At 65.9% G+C, this 18529-nt stretch carries 16 protein-coding genes; 5 read left to right on the top strand and 11 right to left on the bottom strand.

The annotated features are described in order from the left end of the window. Window positions 1-96: 96 nt before the first annotated feature. From BMX78_RS21500 to BMX78_RS21490, 3 genes are all read right to left on the bottom strand, one after another. Window positions 97-879 carry a hypothetical protein gene (locus tag BMX78_RS21500; RefSeq protein WP_286139213.1) on the bottom strand — a complete coding sequence of 261 codons (783 nt, stop codon included), beginning with the start codon at window positions 877-879 and terminating at the stop codon, window positions 97-99. 184 nt (window positions 880-1063) lie between these two features. Beyond that, on the bottom strand, window positions 1064-2188 hold the full coding sequence (gene rlmC, locus BMX78_RS21495; RefSeq protein ID WP_091424315.1) for a 23S rRNA (uracil(747)-C(5))-methyltransferase RlmC: 1125 nt from the start codon (window positions 2186-2188) through the stop codon (window positions 1064-1066). Between the two features lie 65 nt (window positions 2189-2253). Next, window positions 2254-2805 carry a dihydrofolate reductase family protein gene (locus tag BMX78_RS21490; protein ID WP_091424320.1) on the bottom strand — a complete coding sequence of 184 codons (552 nt, stop codon included), beginning with the start codon at window positions 2803-2805 and terminating at the stop codon, window positions 2254-2256. Between the two features lie 229 nt (window positions 2806-3034). Between BMX78_RS21490 and BMX78_RS21485 the strand changes: the two genes are divergently transcribed. Beyond that, window positions 3035-3493: a hypothetical protein gene (locus BMX78_RS21485; protein WP_091424311.1), complete on the top strand. Its 459-nt coding sequence runs from the start codon at window positions 3035-3037 to the stop codon at window positions 3491-3493. A gap of 6 nt (window positions 3494-3499) precedes the next feature. On the opposite strand, the gene BMX78_RS21480 is transcribed toward BMX78_RS21485, so the two are convergent. The 4 genes from BMX78_RS21480 to BMX78_RS21465 form a co-directional block, all read right to left on the bottom strand. Then, window positions 3500-4408, bottom strand: coding sequence for a GGDEF domain-containing response regulator (locus BMX78_RS21480; protein ID WP_091424307.1), 909 nt, complete (start codon window positions 4406-4408; stop codon window positions 3500-3502). Further along, a complete protein-coding gene (locus tag BMX78_RS21475; RefSeq protein WP_286139212.1) occupies window positions 4405-7455 on the bottom strand; it encodes a hybrid sensor histidine kinase/response regulator in 3051 nt (1016 codons plus the stop codon). Before BMX78_RS21475 ends, BMX78_RS21480 begins: the two co-directional genes overlap by 4 nt. A gap of 140 nt (window positions 7456-7595) precedes the next feature. Further along, the gene (locus tag BMX78_RS21470; RefSeq protein WP_091424302.1) at window positions 7596-9749 is read right to left on the bottom strand and encodes a sensor domain-containing protein; all 2154 of its coding nucleotides are present in this window, start codon (window positions 9747-9749) and stop codon (window positions 7596-7598) included. A gap of 175 nt (window positions 9750-9924) precedes the next feature. Continuing rightward, the gene (locus BMX78_RS21465; protein ID WP_050055989.1) at window positions 9925-10194 is read right to left on the bottom strand and encodes a GlsB/YeaQ/YmgE family stress response membrane protein; all 270 of its coding nucleotides are present in this window, start codon (window positions 10192-10194) and stop codon (window positions 9925-9927) included. Between the two features lie 240 nt (window positions 10195-10434). Here BMX78_RS21465 and BMX78_RS21460 point away from each other — a divergent pair, with 240 nt between their 5' ends. Then, a complete protein-coding gene (locus BMX78_RS21460; RefSeq protein ID WP_091424300.1) occupies window positions 10435-11301 on the top strand; it encodes an HAD hydrolase family protein in 867 nt (288 codons plus the stop codon). On the opposite strand, the gene BMX78_RS21455 is transcribed toward BMX78_RS21460, so the two are convergent. Both BMX78_RS21455 and BMX78_RS21450 read right to left on the bottom strand, forming a co-directional pair. Continuing rightward, on the bottom strand, window positions 11298-12707 hold the full coding sequence (locus BMX78_RS21455; RefSeq protein WP_091424296.1) for a UDP-glucose dehydrogenase family protein: 1410 nt from the start codon (window positions 12705-12707) through the stop codon (window positions 11298-11300). The genes BMX78_RS21460 and BMX78_RS21455 overlap by 4 nt on opposite strands. After that, window positions 12704-13879, bottom strand: a complete 1176-nt coding sequence (locus BMX78_RS21450; protein ID WP_286139211.1) for a glycosyltransferase family 4 protein — start codon at window positions 13877-13879, stop codon at window positions 12704-12706. The genes BMX78_RS21455 and BMX78_RS21450 overlap by 4 nt, the downstream gene beginning before the upstream one ends. Window positions 13880-14227: 348 nt before the next feature. Here BMX78_RS21450 and BMX78_RS21445 point away from each other — a divergent pair, with 348 nt between their 5' ends. Continuing rightward, complete coding sequence (locus BMX78_RS21445; RefSeq protein WP_091424294.1) at window positions 14228-15088, top strand: PRC and DUF2382 domain-containing protein; 861 nt, start codon at window positions 14228-14230, stop codon at window positions 15086-15088. Between the two features lie 288 nt (window positions 15089-15376). Here the strand turns inward: BMX78_RS21445 and BMX78_RS21440 are convergent, their stop codons facing one another. Then, window positions 15377-15838, bottom strand: a complete 462-nt coding sequence (locus BMX78_RS21440; RefSeq protein WP_091424290.1) for a DUF4383 domain-containing protein — start codon at window positions 15836-15838, stop codon at window positions 15377-15379. A 164-nt stretch (window positions 15839-16002) separates the two neighbouring features. Between BMX78_RS21440 and BMX78_RS21435 the strand changes: the two genes are divergently transcribed. Beyond that, a complete protein-coding gene (locus tag BMX78_RS21435) occupies window positions 16003-17316 on the top strand; it encodes a cell division protein PerM (protein ID WP_091424287.1) in 1314 nt (437 codons plus the stop codon). A gap of 24 nt (window positions 17317-17340) precedes the next feature. On the opposite strand, the gene BMX78_RS21430 is transcribed toward BMX78_RS21435, so the two are convergent. Further along, window positions 17341-17772, bottom strand: a complete 432-nt coding sequence (locus BMX78_RS21430; protein ID WP_091424284.1) for a hypothetical protein — start codon at window positions 17770-17772, stop codon at window positions 17341-17343. Between the two features lie 39 nt (window positions 17773-17811). On the opposite strand from BMX78_RS21430, the gene purN reads away from it, so the two are divergent. Next, on the top strand, window positions 17812-18390 hold the full coding sequence (gene purN, locus BMX78_RS21425; protein ID WP_091424281.1) for a phosphoribosylglycinamide formyltransferase: 579 nt from the start codon (window positions 17812-17814) through the stop codon (window positions 18388-18390). Window positions 18391-18529 lie beyond the last annotated feature (139 nt).

The following is an 18529-nucleotide window of genomic DNA, read 5'->3' as shown; positions in this document are numbered from 1 at the left end:
CAACTTCATCGAGTACTACAATCACCACAGGCCCCACACCGCACTCAAAGGCGCCTCACCGGTCAGCCGTGTCACCAACCAACCGGGTTAGTACAGCTAGCCTTCGCAGCCGATTCCGTCGCTGTCTCTGTCCAGCCCGTAGATGTCGGAGCCCAGGACGCGCACCGGACCCTGGACGTAGGCTGGTCCATTGCCGCTTCCACCGGCACAGTCAACGTCCGAGGCGATTGGAACGCAGCCTGAATAGTTGGTATCGCATCCCGATGGTGCGGCTGGAGCTGCGGGCGCTACATACTTTGGTGCCGGAGGGGCGGGAGCCGGGGCCGGGGCCGGGGCCGGGGCCGCTTTCGCAGCTGCTGCTGCGGCCGCTGCTTGAGCTGCCGCCGCCTCTTCCGCGGCTTTTGCGTCCGCAGCGGCCTTGGCCGCTGCTTCCGCTGCGGCCGCATCTGCAGCAGCCTTGTCCGCTGCTGCTTTGTCCGCTGCCGCCTTTGCCGCGGCGGCAGCTGCTATCTTTCCGGTCAACTTCTTTGATTCTGACTGTTCAAGCCACATCAGTTTGCCAGCTTCGTCGGCAGTGCAAATATATGTGGCACCGGCAGAAGCCCTTTGGCTCTCCACAGTGCTGCACGGAGTTTTGGCGAGAGGAGTCGGTGTCGAAGACGGTGTGGGGGTAGCGGTAGCTGAGTTGGTGGCCCTGCCGTCGGCGACCGCGGTCAGTGAATTGGATGAAGCACCGCAGCCGCTGAGCAGAAGCAGCGCCGCACCGGCCGCGGCGGCGAGCTTTATGGTCGTTGAGCCTTGCTGCTGGGTGCCTTGCGCGGGAACTGATTTCTTGATCCGGGCATGGAAGAGCCGGGAAATGTGGTGCTTCTTATTCATTTATGCCCCAATTTTGGCGTTGCAGGATGCGAATTGTGAGGCGAGCCTAGCAATCCTGAGCAGGCAGAAGATGGGATAGGCGGAAATCTTGAGGTGATCCTTCGGAGACCTTGATGTGCAGGCTTGATTGTTGCCAGTCAGGGCTCGGCATAGACGCTGACGGGCTTTGCCGCCTGTGCACGAGTTAGGACCGGCTGAGCAGAACCATCGCTTCGTAGTGCGTGGTTTGCGGGAACATGTCCAGGACCCGGGCCTGCCGCGCCGTGAACGAGGGGAGTGCAGCCAGGTCGCGGGCCAGCGACTGGGCATTGCAGCTCGAGTAGACAACATGCTCGACGTCCGACGATTCAAGCCAACCGCACAGCTCTTTGCCGATGCCGCGGCGGGGCGGGTTGACGATGACCAGTTCGGGTGACTGGTCCGCCGCGAGGGCGAAGGCGGTGGCGTCGCCGGCCCGGAAGTCCAGGCCCGGCAGCCCCGCTTCTTCACTGCTGATTTTGGCCGAGACGATGGCTTCGCTGCTCGTTTCGATGCCGGTCACGTCCCTGGACGGGTCCGCGCAGTGTAACGCGAAACCGCCCACGCCGCAGTAGAGGTCCCAGACCGAGGCCGGCGCCAGCTCGTTGACCCACTCGCGCCCCTGCCGGTACAGCGCGGCGGCCATCTCGCTGTTGGTCTGGAAAAAGCTCTGCGGCCGGAGGTGAAGATTAACGTCGTTGACCCGCATCCTGAGCGTTGACTGCTCTGTCAGCAGGATCTCGCGCTCACCCTCCAGCACGGCCTTGTGCTCCGGGAGCAGGTTCACCGAAACCACCTTCACCTGCGGCAGGGCAGCCAGCAGGCCGGGGAGGTTTTTCCGGATGCGCGGCACCAGTTGTTCCGAGCGCAGCACCAGGCGGAGCATGATATCGCCGTGCGGTGATTCGGTGAGGATCAGGTGCTTCAGCTCGCCGCTGCGCCGCGGAAGATCGTACGGCGTCAGGCGGGTTTGGCGGATGAAGTCCGCAAGAACCGGGAAACACGCCCGCAGGCCGGGGGAGCAGACGCCGCATTGGCGCAGGTCCACCCCAAAACCTTCAGCGTCGAGGATCCCGATGGTGGGCCGCTGGGCTGTTCCGCCAATCGCCATCTTGGCCTTGTTGCGGAAGCCGGACTCCCCACCGGGAAGTGCTGGCAGCCATTCCAACGACGTGTGGTCGCCGAGGAGGGTTTGGCAGTGCCTCTGCTTGCCTTCGAGCTGTTCAAGGTAGGGCGTACCCATGTGGGTGCAGGAGCGGCAACGGCCGGCATCGAAGTAGAAACAATGCATGACCCGAAGATTTTACCCGCTGTGCGAAGATGCCTACCTCCCGGCCGGGGGCGTGGAAACGGCGGCTACTCCCCGCGGCGCCCGTACACGCTGATCACGTTGCCCTTGCTGGTCCGGTACTGGTCCTGCAGCTCAAGCCTGGTGGTGGGGTCGCCGTCTTCGAACAGGCGGCGGCCTGTGCCGGCGATGACCGGGTGGGTCATCAGCGTCAGCGAATCCAGCAGCCCGGCGAAGAGCAGCTGCCGGGTCACGGAGATGCTGCCGCACACGGCGATCTCGCCGCCGTCGCGCTCCTTCAGCTTGCCCACGAATTCTTCCAAGGGTGCGTCCATCAGGCGCGAGTTCTGCCATTCCAGCGGTTCCTTCAACGACCGCGAGGCCACAAACTTGTCCACGGAATTGATGAAGGCCGCAAAGTCCTGGTCCGCTGTAGCGGTTGGCCAGTAACCAGCCCATTCCTGGTAGCTGACCCGGCCCAGTACTACCGTGTCCACCGTCTGCATCATTTTGGTCAGGCCCGCACCAAGCTCGTCGTCGAAGCTGTCGAACTGGAACTTGAACGGTTCTGACACCACGCCGTCAACGGAATGGAACAAACCGGCAGTGACTTTTCGCATAAGGACCTCCAGGGTGGCCAACAGTTCGGGCAAGCCGGCAGCGGCGCCGGTCAGGTCCACGGTATTCGCTGGGTCTGCGGCAGGGAAGAGGGCGAAAATATCCGCGCCGTGCTGGGCCGGACGTTAGGTTCGTCACCAGCGCCTGCGTGTTGCCGCGATTCGCGCCTCGGCAGCCCCATACTGGTCTTGAGCGGCTGTAGCCGTGCCCCGGCCAGGCAGGAGGAAGTGCGTGGAAAACCTGAAAAAGATCGTGACCAACCAGTATTTCCCGGCCGCAGCGGTGCTCACCGCAGTGGTCCTTTTTTGGGCCACTGGCCTGCTGGGCGGGCTCTCCCTCCTGAACAACAACCAGCCACCGCTCACCACACTGACCTGGATGCTCTTCGTCTACCTGGCAGCCGTCCTCACGCCACTGGCCGGCGTCGTGGCCGCAGTTGATCTGCTCCGCCGTTGGAAGCGCAACCGCGCAGCCGCCGGCGCATTTGCAGCAGCCGAAGCGATGGAAGCAGAGGCAGTTGACGAGGCCTACGACGTCGCAGCGGAAGCTGTCACCGAGCCGGTACAACAGCAGCCAGTCCCGCAGCACATGGCCGCCCAGCAGCAGCCGGCCCAGCAACAGCCGTCAACCCAGACGCCAAAGCAGCAGAAGCCGATCCAGAAAAAGTCCGGCTCCAAGAAGGCTGCCTGACCGGACCTACCGGGCCAGTTCCACCCTGTTCCGTCCCGCGGCCTTGGCTGCGTACAACGCGGCGTCGGCCGCACCCACCAGCGCGTCGGCGTCAGCCCGGTGCCCGTGGCAATACGACGAGATCCCGGCGCTGAGCCGCAGCTGCCCGGACGGATCGCCGGCATGCACAATGGCCAGGTCCCGTACGGCCGCCAGCGCCCGTTCCATCAGCGCCTTCGCCCCCGTTCCTGACTGCTGAGGCAGCACCAGCAGGAACTCTTCGCCGCCGTAGCGGTACACGCCATCGCTTTTCCTGGCAATGCCCAGCAGCGCCGCGGCCACAGCCCGCAGGGCCAAGTCTCCGGCCTGGTGGCCGTAGAGATCATTGAAGCTCTTGAAATTGTCCACGTCGCACATGGCCAGGCTGTACTGCTCCGCGTACCGCTCGCTGCGCAGGTGCAACTGCTCCAGATCCTCCGACAGCTTGAGCCGGTTGTGCAGCCCGGTCAGCGGATCCGTCCGCGCCTGCCGGGACAGGACCCGGCGGTAGTGTGCCAGGTCCGCGTGCAGGGTGGTGATGCGCCGGGCCACCAGCAGCCGGGCATGGAGCACAAACGGGTCCAGCGGCTTGGTGACGTAGTCGTCCGCGCCGGCCTCCAGCCCCGCGAGCACATCGTCCCGCGAGCCCTGCGAGGTCAGCAGCACCACATACGTGTACAGGTCCTGCTCCCGCGCCCGGATAGCCCGGCACAAAGCCAGCCCGTCCATACCCGGCATCATCCAGTCGGTCACCACCACGTCCGGCTGATGCTCCAGGTACAGCGCCCACGCCTCGTCGCCGTCCCCGGCAGTCAGGCAGTTATGCCCGGAACGTTCGACGGCGGCCCTCGCCACCATCAGCGAGCCCGGGTCGTCATCGGCCACCAGTACTTTCACGGGGTCACCTCCAGCGCCGCGTCCAGTTCCGCGTCCAGCCGGTGCAGCTCCGCCTCAAGGCGCCGGACCAGGGCGTCACCGCCGTCGGCCGTCCCGCCCCGGCCCAGCCCTTCCAGCCCGGCACAGATCCCCGCGACGGCGGCGGCCCCGATATTGGCCGCCGACCCCTTCAGCGCGTGCGCCGCCTGTGCCAAGGCAGGCCCGTCGCCGTCGTCCACGGCCGCTTTCAGGGCGGCCACCCGCTCAGGCAGGCCGCGCCGGAACGCGGCCACCGCCTCGGGCAGCAGGCCCCGCCCGTCGTCCGGTCCCAGCTCCCGCAGGATGGCAATCCGGTCCTGGTCCAGGGCGGCAACGGTTGCCTGGCCCGTCGGCGGTGTCCCTCCGGTCACTGCCAGCGGCTGTCCGGCGAGCCCCTGAACAAGGCGGGTCCCGGTTTCCGGAACCCAGCGGACCAGCGTGGCTTCCAGGGCGGCGGCGTCCACCGGTTTGGCGAGGTAATCGTCCATTCCGGCAGCGAGGCACCGTTCCCGGTCACCGTCCAGCGCGCCGGCGGTCATGGCAATGATGGGCAGCCGCGGATGCGTGGTGTCCCGGCGCCGGATCTGGCGGGTGGCTTCAAACCCGTCCATCACCGGCATGTGGCAGTCCATCAGGACAGCGGCATACCGAAAACCGGCGGTGGCGGTGAGGGCCTCAACACCATTGGAGACCACGTCCACCGCATAACCGAGCCTACTGACGGTGGCACGGGCAACCAGCTGGTTCACCTCGTTGTCCTCCACTACCAGGATCCGGCCGCGTGACGGCCCGTCCGAAGCAGCCGAAACCTGGGATGGGGCGGCGGCCGGAACTGAAGGCTCGTGTGTGGACATCAGCCGGACCAGTCGGTTGTAGAACTCAGAGCTCCGGACGGGCTTCATCAGCCATTCGCGCACGCCGGCGTCGCTGATCTCCGCGGCGTTGACCTGCATCGTGGAGGTGAGCATGATCAGTTCCATTTCCGCGAGCCCGGCATCGGCCTTGATGCGCCGCGCGAGCTCCAGCCCGTCCGTATCCGGCATGCAGAAGTCCAGCACGGCCAGCTGGAAAGGCTCCCCGGCCGCCTCTGCCTCACGGGCCCGGACCAGCGCCGAGGCAGCATCGGGGACGGCCTCGGGCAGCAGCCGCCAGCCCCGCAGCTGCGATTCGAGCACCAGTCTGTTGGTGGCGTTGTCATCCACCACCAGGACCCGCAGGCCGTTGAGGAAGCCGGCCGCGGGAACTGGGTCCGTGGATGGCGGCGCCACCGGCAGGGGCAGCCGGAACCAGAAGGTGCTGCCCTTCCCGGGGATGCTTTCGAGGCCGATGTCGCCGTCCATCGCGTCCGTCAGCCGGCTGCAGATGGCCAGGCCCAGGCCGGTGCCGCCGTACCTGCGGGTCGTGGAGGCGTCGGCCTGTGAGAACGATTGGAAGAGCCTGCCGTGCTGGGAAGGCTCAATGCCGATACCGGTATCGCGGACCTCGAAGTGCACAGTGGCGGTGCTTCCGGCAGCAGCGCCGGGGTTCTGCGTGGTGACCCTGATGGATACCTCGCCGGATGCCGTGAACTTGACCGCGTTGGACGCCAGGTTGAGGAGGATCTGGCGGATCCGGCCGGAGTCGCCCACCAGCCGTGCGGGAACCTCGGGTTCGCAGTAGGCGATCAGCTCCAGGTTCTTGGCCTGCGCAGGTTCGGCGAGGAGCCCGGCCACCTCCTCCACGAGGACGCGCGGATCAAAGGGGCGGACGTCCAGGTCAACCTTGCCGGCCTCCAGCTTGGAGAAGTCCAGGATGTCATTGATCAGGGCCAGTAGTGCCTCGCCTGCGCCCTTCACGCCGTCCGCGTACTGCTTCTGGGTGGGGTCCAGCGGGGTCTCCAGCAACAGTGCGGTCAGGCCCACCACGCCGTTCATCGGCGTCCGGATCTCGTGGCTCATGGTGGCCAGGAACTCCGACTTCAGCCTGCTGGACTCCAGGGCTGCCTCGCGGGCTGCCTCCAGTTCCCTGGTCCGGACCGCCACCTCATCCTCGAGTCCGGTGGTGAGGGTGATGTTCTCCAGGATGATCAGCACCTGCCGCACCATCACGAACACCAGGACGGCGGCACCCACCACCAGCAGGAAGGGATCGAGCTCCGGCAGGTGCGGGCCGGCGAACAGCACCACGGCAACCAGCAGCGGCACATACGGGAGCAGCTCAAGCGCGAGGGTGTAGCCGGTCCGGTCTGACCCGGAATTCTCCTGGTACGGTGCCAGCGGCGCGAGGGCTATCAGGAGGAAGGCGATGATCCAGCCCAGGGCGAGGGGCGAACCCGTGGTGCCGCTGACGCCGTCGAACGTCAACCGCACGTAGATACTGTCCGTCACGGCCAGCACCAGCAGCCCGCCGCCGAAGCAGAACCAGGGCAGCCGCTCACCCGGCTGCCGGCGCATGGCCAGGACCAGCACCAGGGAGGTGATCACCAGGTCCGCCACCGGGTAGCCCATCCCGGTGAGCCGGGCCAGGGGATCGCCCTCTGCGTCGAAGGCGGCGCCCAGCACGACGTACCAGCTGACCACCAGCACGGAGCCGGCAATCACTGCCGCGTCCATCACGGCCCGGTACAGCGCCACATGGTTGCCGCTGCGCCTTTTGAACGAAAAAAGCGCGACGACGGCCGGCACCGAGTAGCCGATGAACAAGGCATCTGCCAGGGAGGGGAAGGGGTACACGTGGTTGTTGGCCAGGCCGTAAAAGGCGTAGAGGGCCATGCCTGCTGCCCAGATGAAGGCGGCGGCCGCCATAAACGTCCAGGCCCTGGCATTGGCGCCGCCGCGCCGGGCGGCCCGCGTGCAGCTCGCCCCCGCCAGCAGGGAAGCCGCCAGGATGGTGAAATCACCGGTGACCAGGGCAGCCGGAGACCCGCTGTTGGCCGCGAAAAAGACGCCAAGCCCGGCCAGACTGATGGCCGTCAGCACTGCCAGCCATGTCGCGGGAAATCTGTTGCTGCGGCCGGTGGGCCGGTGTTGCAGGAGACCAGTCTGAGACACGCGGGAACCCTCCCCATAGGTGCGCCCTGGAACTCCGGAACCGTTGGGAAAACCGGGCACGGGGCCCACCCGAGACCTGGGCGGAGACGCCTTCCCATGATATGCCTCACATCGCCTAAATGGCGGGGGCGCGCGTCCTTTTACCGCCCCTTGAGGGCGTTGAGGGCTTCTTCCGCGTGCTGCAACGCGTACTCCATCCGCATGCCTGGCTCCGGCAGCGAGAAAAGGTACCCCTGAAGGGAGTCACACTCCAGGGCCGTGAGGTAGTCGGCCTGGGCCGCCGTTTCCACGCCTTCGGCCGTGACGGTCAACCCGAGGCTGTGGGCCATGTTGATCATGGAACTGAGGATGGGCAGGCGCTCGCTGCCGGTGCGGACCATGGACACAAAGCTCTTGTCGATTTTCACGGTATCCACTGGCAGGTCCTGCAACCGGCCCAGGGAGGAATAGCCGGTGCCAAAATCGTCCAGGGCAACCCGGGCCCCGGCGTCCCGCAGCCGGCTGAGCTGTTTGATCAGGCTCCAGTCGGCGTCGAAAAAGACGGACTCGGTCACTTCCAGCGCCAGCTGGTAGGCGGCCACTCCGCTGGCATCGGCGAGGCGCAGGACTTCTTCGGCGAAATCCGGGTTCTGCAGCTGGACGCCGGAGACGTTCACGGACAGGGACCGGGATGGGTCCTCGCTCAGCCACGAGGCCAGCTGCACCATGCCGTAGGCCATCACTTCGGCACCGATTTCGTTAATGAGCCCGGTACGTTCGGCCAGCGGGATAAAGACCGACGGCGGCACGCGCTCGCCGTCCCTGTCCCACCGTGCCAGCGCTTCGAACTGCACCACCTGGCCCATCCGGTGCGACACGATGGGCTGGAAGTCCACCGAGATCTCGCCCCGGGATACCGCCATTTGCAGTCCGCTTTCCATGTCGGTCCGCTGGACCAGGGCGGTCATCATGTCCGGGTGGAACCGGAGGAAGCGGTTCTTTCCGGCGGCCTTTGCTGCGTACATGGCAATGTCCGCATGCCGCAGCAGCTCGGAGGCGCCCACGTTGTCCTGCCCCAGGGATGCCAGTCCCAGGCTGAGGCTCGGCCGCAGTACTGTGCCGTTGATAGTGACGGGGACGTGCAGGCAGCGGACGATGCACCCGGCAATGTCGTCGGCGTCCGGGCAGGCGGTCAGCAGTACCACGAATTCATCACCGCCGAGCCGGGCCACCACATCAGCTGTGGGGACGCAGCCGCGGAGCCGGCGCGCCACTTCGATCAGCATGTCGTCCCCTGCCTGGTGCCCCAGGATGTCGTTGACTTCCTTGAAGTCGTCCAGGTCCAGCAGGAGGACGTCCACCGCCTTCAGCCGCGGCTCCTCCAAGGCATCCGCCAGGGCGTCGTTGAACACGGCCCTGTTGGCCAGCCCTGTCAGCGGATCCTGGAAGGCCATGGTCCGCAGTTTTTCGGCCTGCGCAGCAAGGTCCAGCAAGGCCTGTTGCGCCTGTTCCTGCGCCTTTCGCCGGGGGGTGACGTCCCGAAAGCTCCATACCCTGCCCACGATCTGCTCACCCACCCGCTGCGGGCGGGAGTACCGCTCGAACGTGCGGCCGTCCTTGAAATCCAGGACGTCGTGGCTTTCCGCTTCCGGGTTGTCCCGCAGTTCATTGATGCGGCCCATGAAGGCCACCGGATCCGCCAGTTGCGAAACCACCAGGCGCACGATCGGTTCCTCGCTGTCGCCCTCGAGGAGCTCCGGCGGGATGCCCCACATTCTCAGGAACTGGTCGTTGAAACCGGCAACATGGCCCTGGTTGCTGATCACCAGGATGCCGTCCGCAGTGGATTCCAGGGTGGCGGTCAGCAGGGACATCGCCTCCCGCAGATCCTCCTGGGCCGCAGCCCGGTGCGCTGTGCCGCGGACCGAGAGGAGCAGCTGGTGCCCGGTCCCGGCAGCCGGCTGAGCCGCCAGGACGGACCCTGGGAGCAGCGCCACTGCCACTTCCGCCGGAAACTCGGTCCCGTTGCTGTTCACGCAAAAGACCTCCCGCGGCGGCGGGTATCCCCCCGGCTCCGCCAGCAGTTGCTGGAACAGCCGGTCCACCTCGTTATGGAAGCCAGGCGTCAAGAGGGAGCGGTAATTCCGGCCCGCCAATTCTTTCGGCTTGAACCCGAAAAGCCTCTCAGCAGCGGCGTTCGCCACGGTGATGCTGCCGTCGGGAGCCAATGCCAGGAGTGCGTCGGGGCTGGCGTCCAGGACAATGCCGAATGACGGCGTTGCCAGTCCGTTGTTTTGGCTTTGAGAATCAGCCATTACACCACCCCCCTCGCACATCATAAAGTGCCCGCCCCCAAAATCCACGGTCAGCGGAAACCGTTTTTTTCCGGCGTATGGGCTAAGTAGGCAAAATGCGCGGGCCATGGCATGCAAAAGCGCCGCCCTCCGCGGGGGAGGACGGCGCTTTGCGCTTGGTTAGTGTGAGCTGCAGCTATACGCGGCGGCTGCTCCGGTTGGTGACTGCACCGTAGATCAGCAGTACGACAATCGACCCGAGGATGGCCAGCAGCCATGTGCGGATATCGAAGAATTCAGCCAGTCCGCCGCCGAAGATCAGCGAGCCGATCCAGCCGCCCAGGATGGCGCCGACGACGCCGAGGACCATGGTGACTACCCAGCCTCCGCCTTGACGTCCCGGCAGGATGGCCTTGGCAATAGCACCCGCGATCAGGCCCAAAATGAGAAATCCGAGAATACCCATGTTGTCACTCCTTAATCAGTAAGTTGTGCCGTGCCCCCATATCCGGTTCCCTAATTCAATCAGTGTGCTTACTACACTTCAAGACCTTAAATATCACGGGATGACTGTCAGTTTGGCCGGAGCAGGCTGCCCTGACGGTGGAACCGGGGGCGGCAGCAGCGGGAATCCCGTGATTCCCGGGCAGCTGGCGGCTCCTTCGATAGAGTTGACTGTCCCCGGCCAAACCGAAGGAGCTCCGGCATGTCCAGCCAGCAAAACGTCCGGCCACGCGCCATCTTCCTAGACATCGACGGCACCTATGCGGATCATGGGGTGGTCCCTGCTGCCCACGTGGACGCCGTCCAGGAGGTGCGGCGGCGCGGACACCTGGTGTTCGTGTGCACCGGCCGGCCGCTGTCCATGGTCCCGGGGCACATCCTGGACGCAGGGTTCGACGGCGTGATCACCGGTGCTGGTGCCCGGGTGGAGCTGAACGGGGCCGTACTGAAGGACACGCGGTTCAACCAGGACCTGGCAGCACGGATCGTGGACACGCTTGACGCTAACGATGTCGCCTACATCCTTGAAGCGCCCGAAGCGCTGTATGGAAGGACCGGCGTGGACCAGCGCCTGCGGCGGGTGCTGACGCCTGTTTTTGCGGGCAGGCCCCGGCACGACGGCGTCCTGAGCACTGACGTTGATCCGGTGGAAGACATCCTGGGTCCGGTGCAGTACAGCGATGACCTCCGGTCCGTGTCCTACGCCAAGATCTCTTGTTTTGACTCGCCGGTTCCGCTGACCGGCCTGATTGAGGGGCTCGGCCAGGGCGTAGGACTCATCCCCAGTTCGCTCTCGGCACTGGGTGACAGCGCGGGGGAGATCTTTATGGCCGGAACCCACAAAGCGGTAGGCATCCAGGTGGTGGAGAAGCATTTGGGCCTGAAGCGCGAGGACATCGTGGCCATCGGGGACAGCGCCAATGACATCGAGATGCTTGAGTACGCAGGCATTGGCATCGCGGTGGAGGACGGCCACCCCAGGGTGCTGGCCGTCGCCGACAGGGTTACCCTAGGCCCGGCCGGCAATGGTGTGGCGCTTGCCTTTGCCCAGCTCGGCCTCCTGGACTAACCCCTTCGGGGGAACGGGGCGCCGTTGGCAGCCGGCCCGGGAGTGGCAGGCACCGGGGCTGCCTTGCCGGTGCTGGTTCCGAGGCCGCGAACCACCCAGCCCTCCGCCTGCCAGGCCGCGGCATCCAGCACGTTGCGGGCATCAAGCACCGCCCGGCGTCGTACCAGTGCGCCTGCAACTCCGGGCGAGAGCTGCCGGTACTCATCCCACTCGGTGAGGAGGAGCACCAGCTCTGCACCCTGCAGCGCCCGCAGCGTCGACGCCTCGAACCGGAGCCGCGGGTAGCGCCGCCAGGCGTGATTCACGGCCTTGGGGTCGGTCACCGTCACGTGCGCCCCGGCAGCTGCGAGGCGGTCCGCGACGTCCAGTGCGGGGGAGTCGCGGATGTCATCGGTGTCCGGCTTGAAGGACGCGCCCAGCACCGTGACGGAACGCCCGGCGAGGCTTCCGCCGCAGAGTCCGGCAGCGAGGCTCAAGGTCCGGGCGCGCTGGCCGAGGTTGACGCCGTCCACCAGCTGCATCCAGTCCTCCACAGCAGTGACGCCGAGGCTCGCTGCCTGGGAACGGAGGCTGCGGATGTCCTTGGGCAGGCATCCGCCGCCGAAGCCCAGCCCTGCGTGCAGGTACCGGCCGCCGATCCGCGGGTCCATCCCCATCGCCTCGCTCAGCTCCGCCACGTCGGCACCGGCGGCGTCACAAAGTTCGGCCACGGCATTGATAAAGCTGACTTTGGTGGCGAGGTAGGCGTTGGCCGCCGACTTGATGAGTTCCGCGGTGGCGAAGTTGCATACCAGGCGGGGGATCCCGGCGTCGAGCAGCGGCTCATAGACAGCATCCAGGGCGGCGGTGGCCCCCGTGGGTGCGCCCGTCCGGGGGCTGAACGCGGCGGCCCGCCCGCCGTCCACCCCGTAGACCAGCCGGTCCGGCACCAGTGAGTCCTTCACCGCCGTGCCCTGCCGGAGGAACTCCGGATTCCAGGCCAGCAGCACATCGGGCCGCTCGCGCATCACCTCGCGGAGCATGTCCACGGTGCCAACGGGCACAGTGGACTTTCCCACGACGACGGCGCCCGCGGCCACGTGCGGCAGCAGCGCCTCTGCAGCGGAGACAAGGTAGGTGAGGTCGGCGGCGTCGGACGTTTTATGTTGGGGGGTGCCCACGCACAGGAAGTGCACCTGCGCGCCCTTGGCGTCCGCCGCCGTCGTGGAGAAAGTCAGCCGCCCGGTAGTAAGGCCGTCCTGCAGCAGCTCGTCCAGGCCGGGCTCGTGAAAGGGTGCCTGGCCGCGGGACAGCTGGCCAACCTTGCCGGGATCGACGTCAACGCCCACAACGGTGTGGCCCATCGACGCAAGCGTGGCGGCATGAACCGCGCCGAGGTAACCACAGCCGATAACCGAGATCTTCACAGCGTTGCCCCTTTGGCGTTGGTTGGGCGCGGGCCGGTGGGCGCAGGGAACGGGGCCAATGTGCCGCTGATGACTTCTTCGTAGTGCCGGACCAGCTGTCCGCAGAGGGCGGGCCAGGTCCTGTCCTGCACCGACGCATGCGCCGCTGCGGCGAAGGCGCGCCGCTTGGCGTCGTCGCCCATGAGGTCCAGCACGCGGCTGCGCATTCCGGACAGGTCCCCGGGCTCATAGAGCCAGCCGGTCCGCGAGTTCTCCACCAGGTCCAGCGGCCCGCCGCGGCCCGTGGCCACCACCGGCACACCCGACGCCATGGCTTCCTGGATGGTCTGGCAGAACGTTTCGAACTCGCCGGGATGGACAAACAGGTCAAAAGACGCCACGGCGCGGGCCAGGTCTTCGCCGCCCAGGAATCCGGTGAAGACGGCATCCGGAAGGGCCTCTTCCAGGGCCGCCCGCTGCGGACCGTCGCCCACAATCACCAACCTGGTGTGAGGAATGCCGGCCAGGGCGGCGAGGTCCTCCACCTGCTTCTCCACGGCCAGCCGGCCCACGTAGCCGATTATCCGCTCACCGCCGGGAGCCGCCCCGGCCCGCCACCCGTCGTCGCGCTTTTCCGGCGAAAAACGGGCCGTGTCCACGCCGCGCCGCCACATCTGCAACCGGGGGATGCCGCGGCCGCGCAACTGGTTCAGCGCGAACGTGGACGGCACCAGGGTGCGGCTGGCGAGCAGATGGATGTTCTCCACCCGGTTCCAGGCCCAGTTCTCCAGGAACGGGACGCCGTACCGCGCCGCGTAGCTGGGAACCTCTGTCTGGTAGATGGCTACGGTTGGGATCCCCAGTTGATGCGCGGCCTGGGCTGCCCGCCAGCCGAGGACGAACGGAGAGGCCAGATGGACCACGTCCGGTGCGTAGTCGGCAAGGATTCTCTTGACCCGGTACACACCGCCCATGGCGACCCGAACGTTCGTATAGCCGGCCAGCGGCACCGCTGGAAGCCGGTGGATCTCCGCGCCCTTGACATGGTGCGGCGCTTCCGTGTCCTGGGTGGAGGGGGCGATGACCAGGACGTCGTCACCCCGTTCCTCAAGGTGTTCCAGCACCCGCAGGATGGAGTGCGTCACACCGTTCATCAGGGGCAGGAATGATTCAGCAACAATTGCGATCCTCACCCCTCAACGGTGGGCGTGCGGCGTTGCGGGGCGGGGGACCTGATGTGACGCCGGGGGAAAGGTTAGGGAAACATCAGGGCCCGTTGGCCTCAGCGCCACCTTGTCTCCCGCTAAGGAGTCCGGAAAATTTTTCAGGACAAAACGCCTCGTCAGGGCGGGATCCGAAGACGCCCCGATAAAAAAGTACTAAGTAGACTTTCCTTTTGATGCTAAGCATGCTTACTGTAGACGGGCAGTCAGCGCGATGCCTCTAGCAAAGGGGGCGGAGGCCGTGCACTGGGGGAGACCCCGGCGCCGGAACATCCATGCTGGCTTGACCCAGCGCAACGACAAATCCAAGGAGACGTCATGCTCAACAGGGAAAACCTTGAAAGCCTGCTCAACAAGAACGGCAACGTACTCGGTTCCGACGGCGAGAAGATCGGCTCAATCGGGCAGCTCTACGCAGACGATGACACCGGGGAGCCCACATGGGTCACCGTCAAGACCGGTCTCTTCGGCACCTCCCAGTCCTTTGTGCCCGTTGAAGGGTCACACACGCAGGGCGACGACCTGGTGGTTCCGTACAGCAAGGATCACGTCAAGGACGCGCCCCGGGTGGACGTGGACGGACACCTCACCCCTGAGGAAGAGGACCGGCTGTACACCTACTACGAACGCGGCGCCCGGACCTACTCCGATGCCCGCGATTCCGGAACCCGCGGCGACGTGGACCTGCAGGGCGACGCCGACCTCAACGCAGGCACCCCGAACGCGGGTACGGACGGATACGCTGCCAGCGGCACCTCCGGCCGCGGCGCTGTTGGCCACGACACCTCCGGCCCCACCACCGATGACGCCATGACCCGCTCGGAGGAGCAGCTTCATGTTGGCACCGAGCGCGAGGCTGCCGGCCGGGCCCGCCTCCGGAAGTACGTCACCACTGAGAACGTCACGAAGACAGTCCCGGTACAGCGCGAAGAAGTACGCCTGGAGCGCGAGCCCATCACTGATGCCAACCGCGGTGCGGCGCTTAACGGCCCGGACATCAGTGAAGAAGAGCACGAAGTGATCCTGCACGAGGAACGCCCCGTGGTGGAGAAGGAAACCGTCCCGGTGGAGCGGGTCCGCCTCGACAAGGATGTGGTCCAGGATGACGTCACCGTCAACGAGGAAGTCCGCAAGGAGCACATCGACGCTGACGGCGTGGACGGCAACCGCCGCCGCTGACCTTCCGCCGCTGATTTACTGCTGACGCGCCGCTGAACGGACCGGTGCGAGGGCAACCATCCAGCGAACGACGCCGGGAGTCCACTTGGGGGCTCCCGGCGTCGTTGTGCATGCGGAACTTTGTTCTATTGCCGCGGCTGTTTCCCGCTGGTGGCGGTCCAGCCGCGGAATGCCGGTGCAGCAACGCCGGAAACGGCAACTGCACCAGCCAGTACAACGAACATCTTCAGAACTTAATGTCCTTCTCCCATTCGCGGCTCCTGTTTTTCCCGGGTTACGAATTCCGGGCTATGTCCTGCTGGCCGCCAGGTTCCTGGAGAACAGCCAGCCGGCAACAATCATCACGACGCCCAATGCCAGGTGGGTCCAGTTGTCCGCCATGTTCAGCGACAGGAAATTGGCCGCCGAACCAACACCGACAATCAGCCCGAAGATAGCCAGGACGATATACAGTGCGCCTGCTCCCAAGAGGAAGTTGCGGGCGCCGTATTCGGAACGGGACATGGCCAGGCCGGTTGCGCCGATGGCCAGCTGCACAATGTTGAGCAGCATGGATACCTGGAACAAACCGAGGAACATGGCATGCGAAGCCGGTCCAAGGAACATCAGTTCGCTGTATTGCGTGGTGACGCCCGGGATAAAGCCCAGGACACCCACCAGCATCAAAACAATTCCCACGCCCATGCCAACGTTTTGGACGTCTGCCCGCCCAAAGTGAACGCCGTGTGCATGTGGGGATGCGGTAGTCATTCTTTGCCTCCTGCCACTATTGTGGACAGTTCAATTTTACGGCTGCCCCTGGTGAAAAGCGCCGGCGCAGGCCGGTATTGAGCCGGCGCCCTCCGGGTTGCGCCGATGCTGTTGCGCCTGTCGGTCACGGACCGGACAGTGCCGCCGTGACACCATGGAAAACGATGAAACTGCGCGCTGATCAGACCGGAGACCGTGGCCTTCCCATGCCCCTATGGATGCAGGGTGCCCTCGAAACGGCCCAGGCAGCCGTCATCTCCGCACTGGTGGTGATCGCGCCGGTCCTGGCCGTCTGGGCCACCGCCGGATTCCATGACGGCGCGCTGGACTATTTGGCCCGGCTGGCTGGCCAGTCATGGCTGCTGGTCCATGGGGTGCCGCTGGAACTCAAGGCCGCCGGCTCCACAGCCGCCGCCGGCGCAGGCTCCGGGCTGCTCACGCTGATACCGCTTGGCCTTACACTGATTCCCTTCCTGCTCGCCTGGCGGGCGGGCCGCCGGCTGGCACGGGCTTCTTATACCGACCAGCTGTGGCAGGCACTCCTCGGTTCCTGGGTGGTGTACGGGACTTTCGGGGCGGCGACGGGTTTCGTTTGCCGCACGCCCGACGTCGGCATCAATGCCTGGCACGCCATGTTCATCCCGCTCATTCCCTACGCCCTGGGCATGGTGATCGGCGCACGGCGTGAGGCAGGCTCGTGGAGCCGGCTCATCGGCGTCGACGCCGTGGACTGGATTTCCCGCACCAGCCAGCATTCCCGCTGGGCGGGGTCCTACCTCGGTTCCGCCGCGAAAGCCGGATTTGTGGCGGTGCTGTCCGCCTTGGCGCTGGCCGCGTTGCTGCTGGCTGTTGACCTCTTTATCCACTGGAACCTGGTGGTGGCGGTCTATGAAGCGCTCGACGCCGGCGCTGTGGGAGGTGCCGCACTCACCATTGCCCAGCTGGGGTTCCTGCCCAACCTCGTGGTATTTGCCCTCGCATGGGCCTCAGGTTCAGGTTTTTCCATGGGCGTCGGTTCCCAGGTGGGCCCCTTGGGCACTGCCGTGGGTCCGCTCCCGTCCGTCCCGGTGCTGGCCGCCATCCCGGCTGGCCCCCTGGAGTACGCCTTCGCTGCCTTGATCGTCCCGGTCCTCGCCGGTGTCCTGGCCGGCTGGTGGTTCCTGCGCGAAGGCGAAAACCACTTCGACGAGTGGCTCTCCATCAAGGTCCGTGCCCGCTGGTTCACGGCTACGGTTTCCACTCTGGTGCTCGGCGTGCTGTGCGGACTGGCTGCCGGGCTGCTGACCGCCGGGCTGGCGTGGCTGGCGCGCGGCTCGGCCGGGATCGGACGCCTCACCTCGATCGGCCCTGACCCCTTGTGGACGGGAGTCTGGGTGGCCGCCGAAGTTGCCGCCGGCGTCGTCATTGGTTACGCGGCAGGGCCGTGGCTGGAACGTGAGCAGGCGGCGAAGGAAGAGGAAGCCGAGCTGGTCCGCTAGCGGCTGCCCCGCGCGTTCGGCCCCTTAGGGCAGCTGCGAGGGCAGCGACTCCTGCAGCTGTACCCGGCACGCCGACTGCGCTTGCTGCGTCAAGGCCCGCCCGGCGCACGCCTGGTACTCGCGCACGTCCTCGAAGAACAGGGCAGTGACCAGGATCAGCAGCACCATGATCGCCGACACCACCAGGCCGGAGATGGTGCCGATGAGGACAAGCCGGGACTCCTTCAGCCGCGCGGCCCGGACCAGCAGCAGCACGCCGAGGGTGAGGCTGGCCACAGTCAGGATGGCGGTGAGCCAGAGGTAGTTGATGTCCAGCTGATACACAAAAAAGGCGCCGAGTACCGAAACCACGAAGATCCGAAACAGGGTGTGGGTCTTGGCGAGCGAGGCCTTGGCTGCCTCGCTGAGCGGCGGTTTTGTGCGCTGCTGCCCAGCCGGTTGCGGTGTGGAGTTCATGTTTTCCAGCCTACGCGAGGCTGCCCATAAGCTAGAGCCATGCGCATCGTAGTCCTCGTTTCCGGAACCGGGTCCAACCTCCAGGCAGTCATTGACGCAGTTAAGGCAGGGGAACTCGACGTCGAAATCGCTGCGGTGGGGGCCGACCGGCCGGGGACTTTTGGGGTGGAACGCTCCGGCGCTGCAGGCATCCCCACGTTTGTGGTGGACTTCAAGGATTATCAGGACCGGGCGGACTGGAACGCCGCCCTGACCAAGGCCGTAGCTGCTTTTGAGCCGGACGTGGTGGTGTCTTCAGGCTTCATGCGGATTGTGAGCCCGGAGTTCATCGATGCTTTCAACGGCAAGTACCTGAACACCCACCCCGCCCTGCTTCCGGCGTTCCCGGGCGCCCACGGTGTGCGGGATGCGATGGCGTACGGCGTGAAGGTGACCGGCTGCACCGTCCACTGGGCCGACGCCGGCGTGGACACCGGGCCCATCATCGCCCAGGAAGCCGTTGCCGTCGAGGAGTCCGATACCGAGGAAACCCTGCACGAGCGCATCAAGGTAGTGGAGCGCCGGCTGCTGGTGTCTACGCTGGCAAACCTCGCCACGACCCACGCCCACGCCTCCTAAACCCGCCCGACCTCTCAACCCTTCCTCTCCTCCCCAACTAGGTAGTGGGGTTACCCGCAAATCGTGGACAGTTGATCAGGCGGCTTGTGCCGGCTGAAGTTTATTGCTGGTAAGGAACTGTTCGTGTTCTACCGGCGTG

It is taken from the genome of Arthrobacter sp. OV608 (assembly GCA_900110595.1).
Lineage (GTDB): Bacteria > Actinomycetota > Actinomycetes > Actinomycetales > Micrococcaceae > Arthrobacter.
This window is presented reverse-complemented; position numbering and strand designations above follow the sequence as displayed.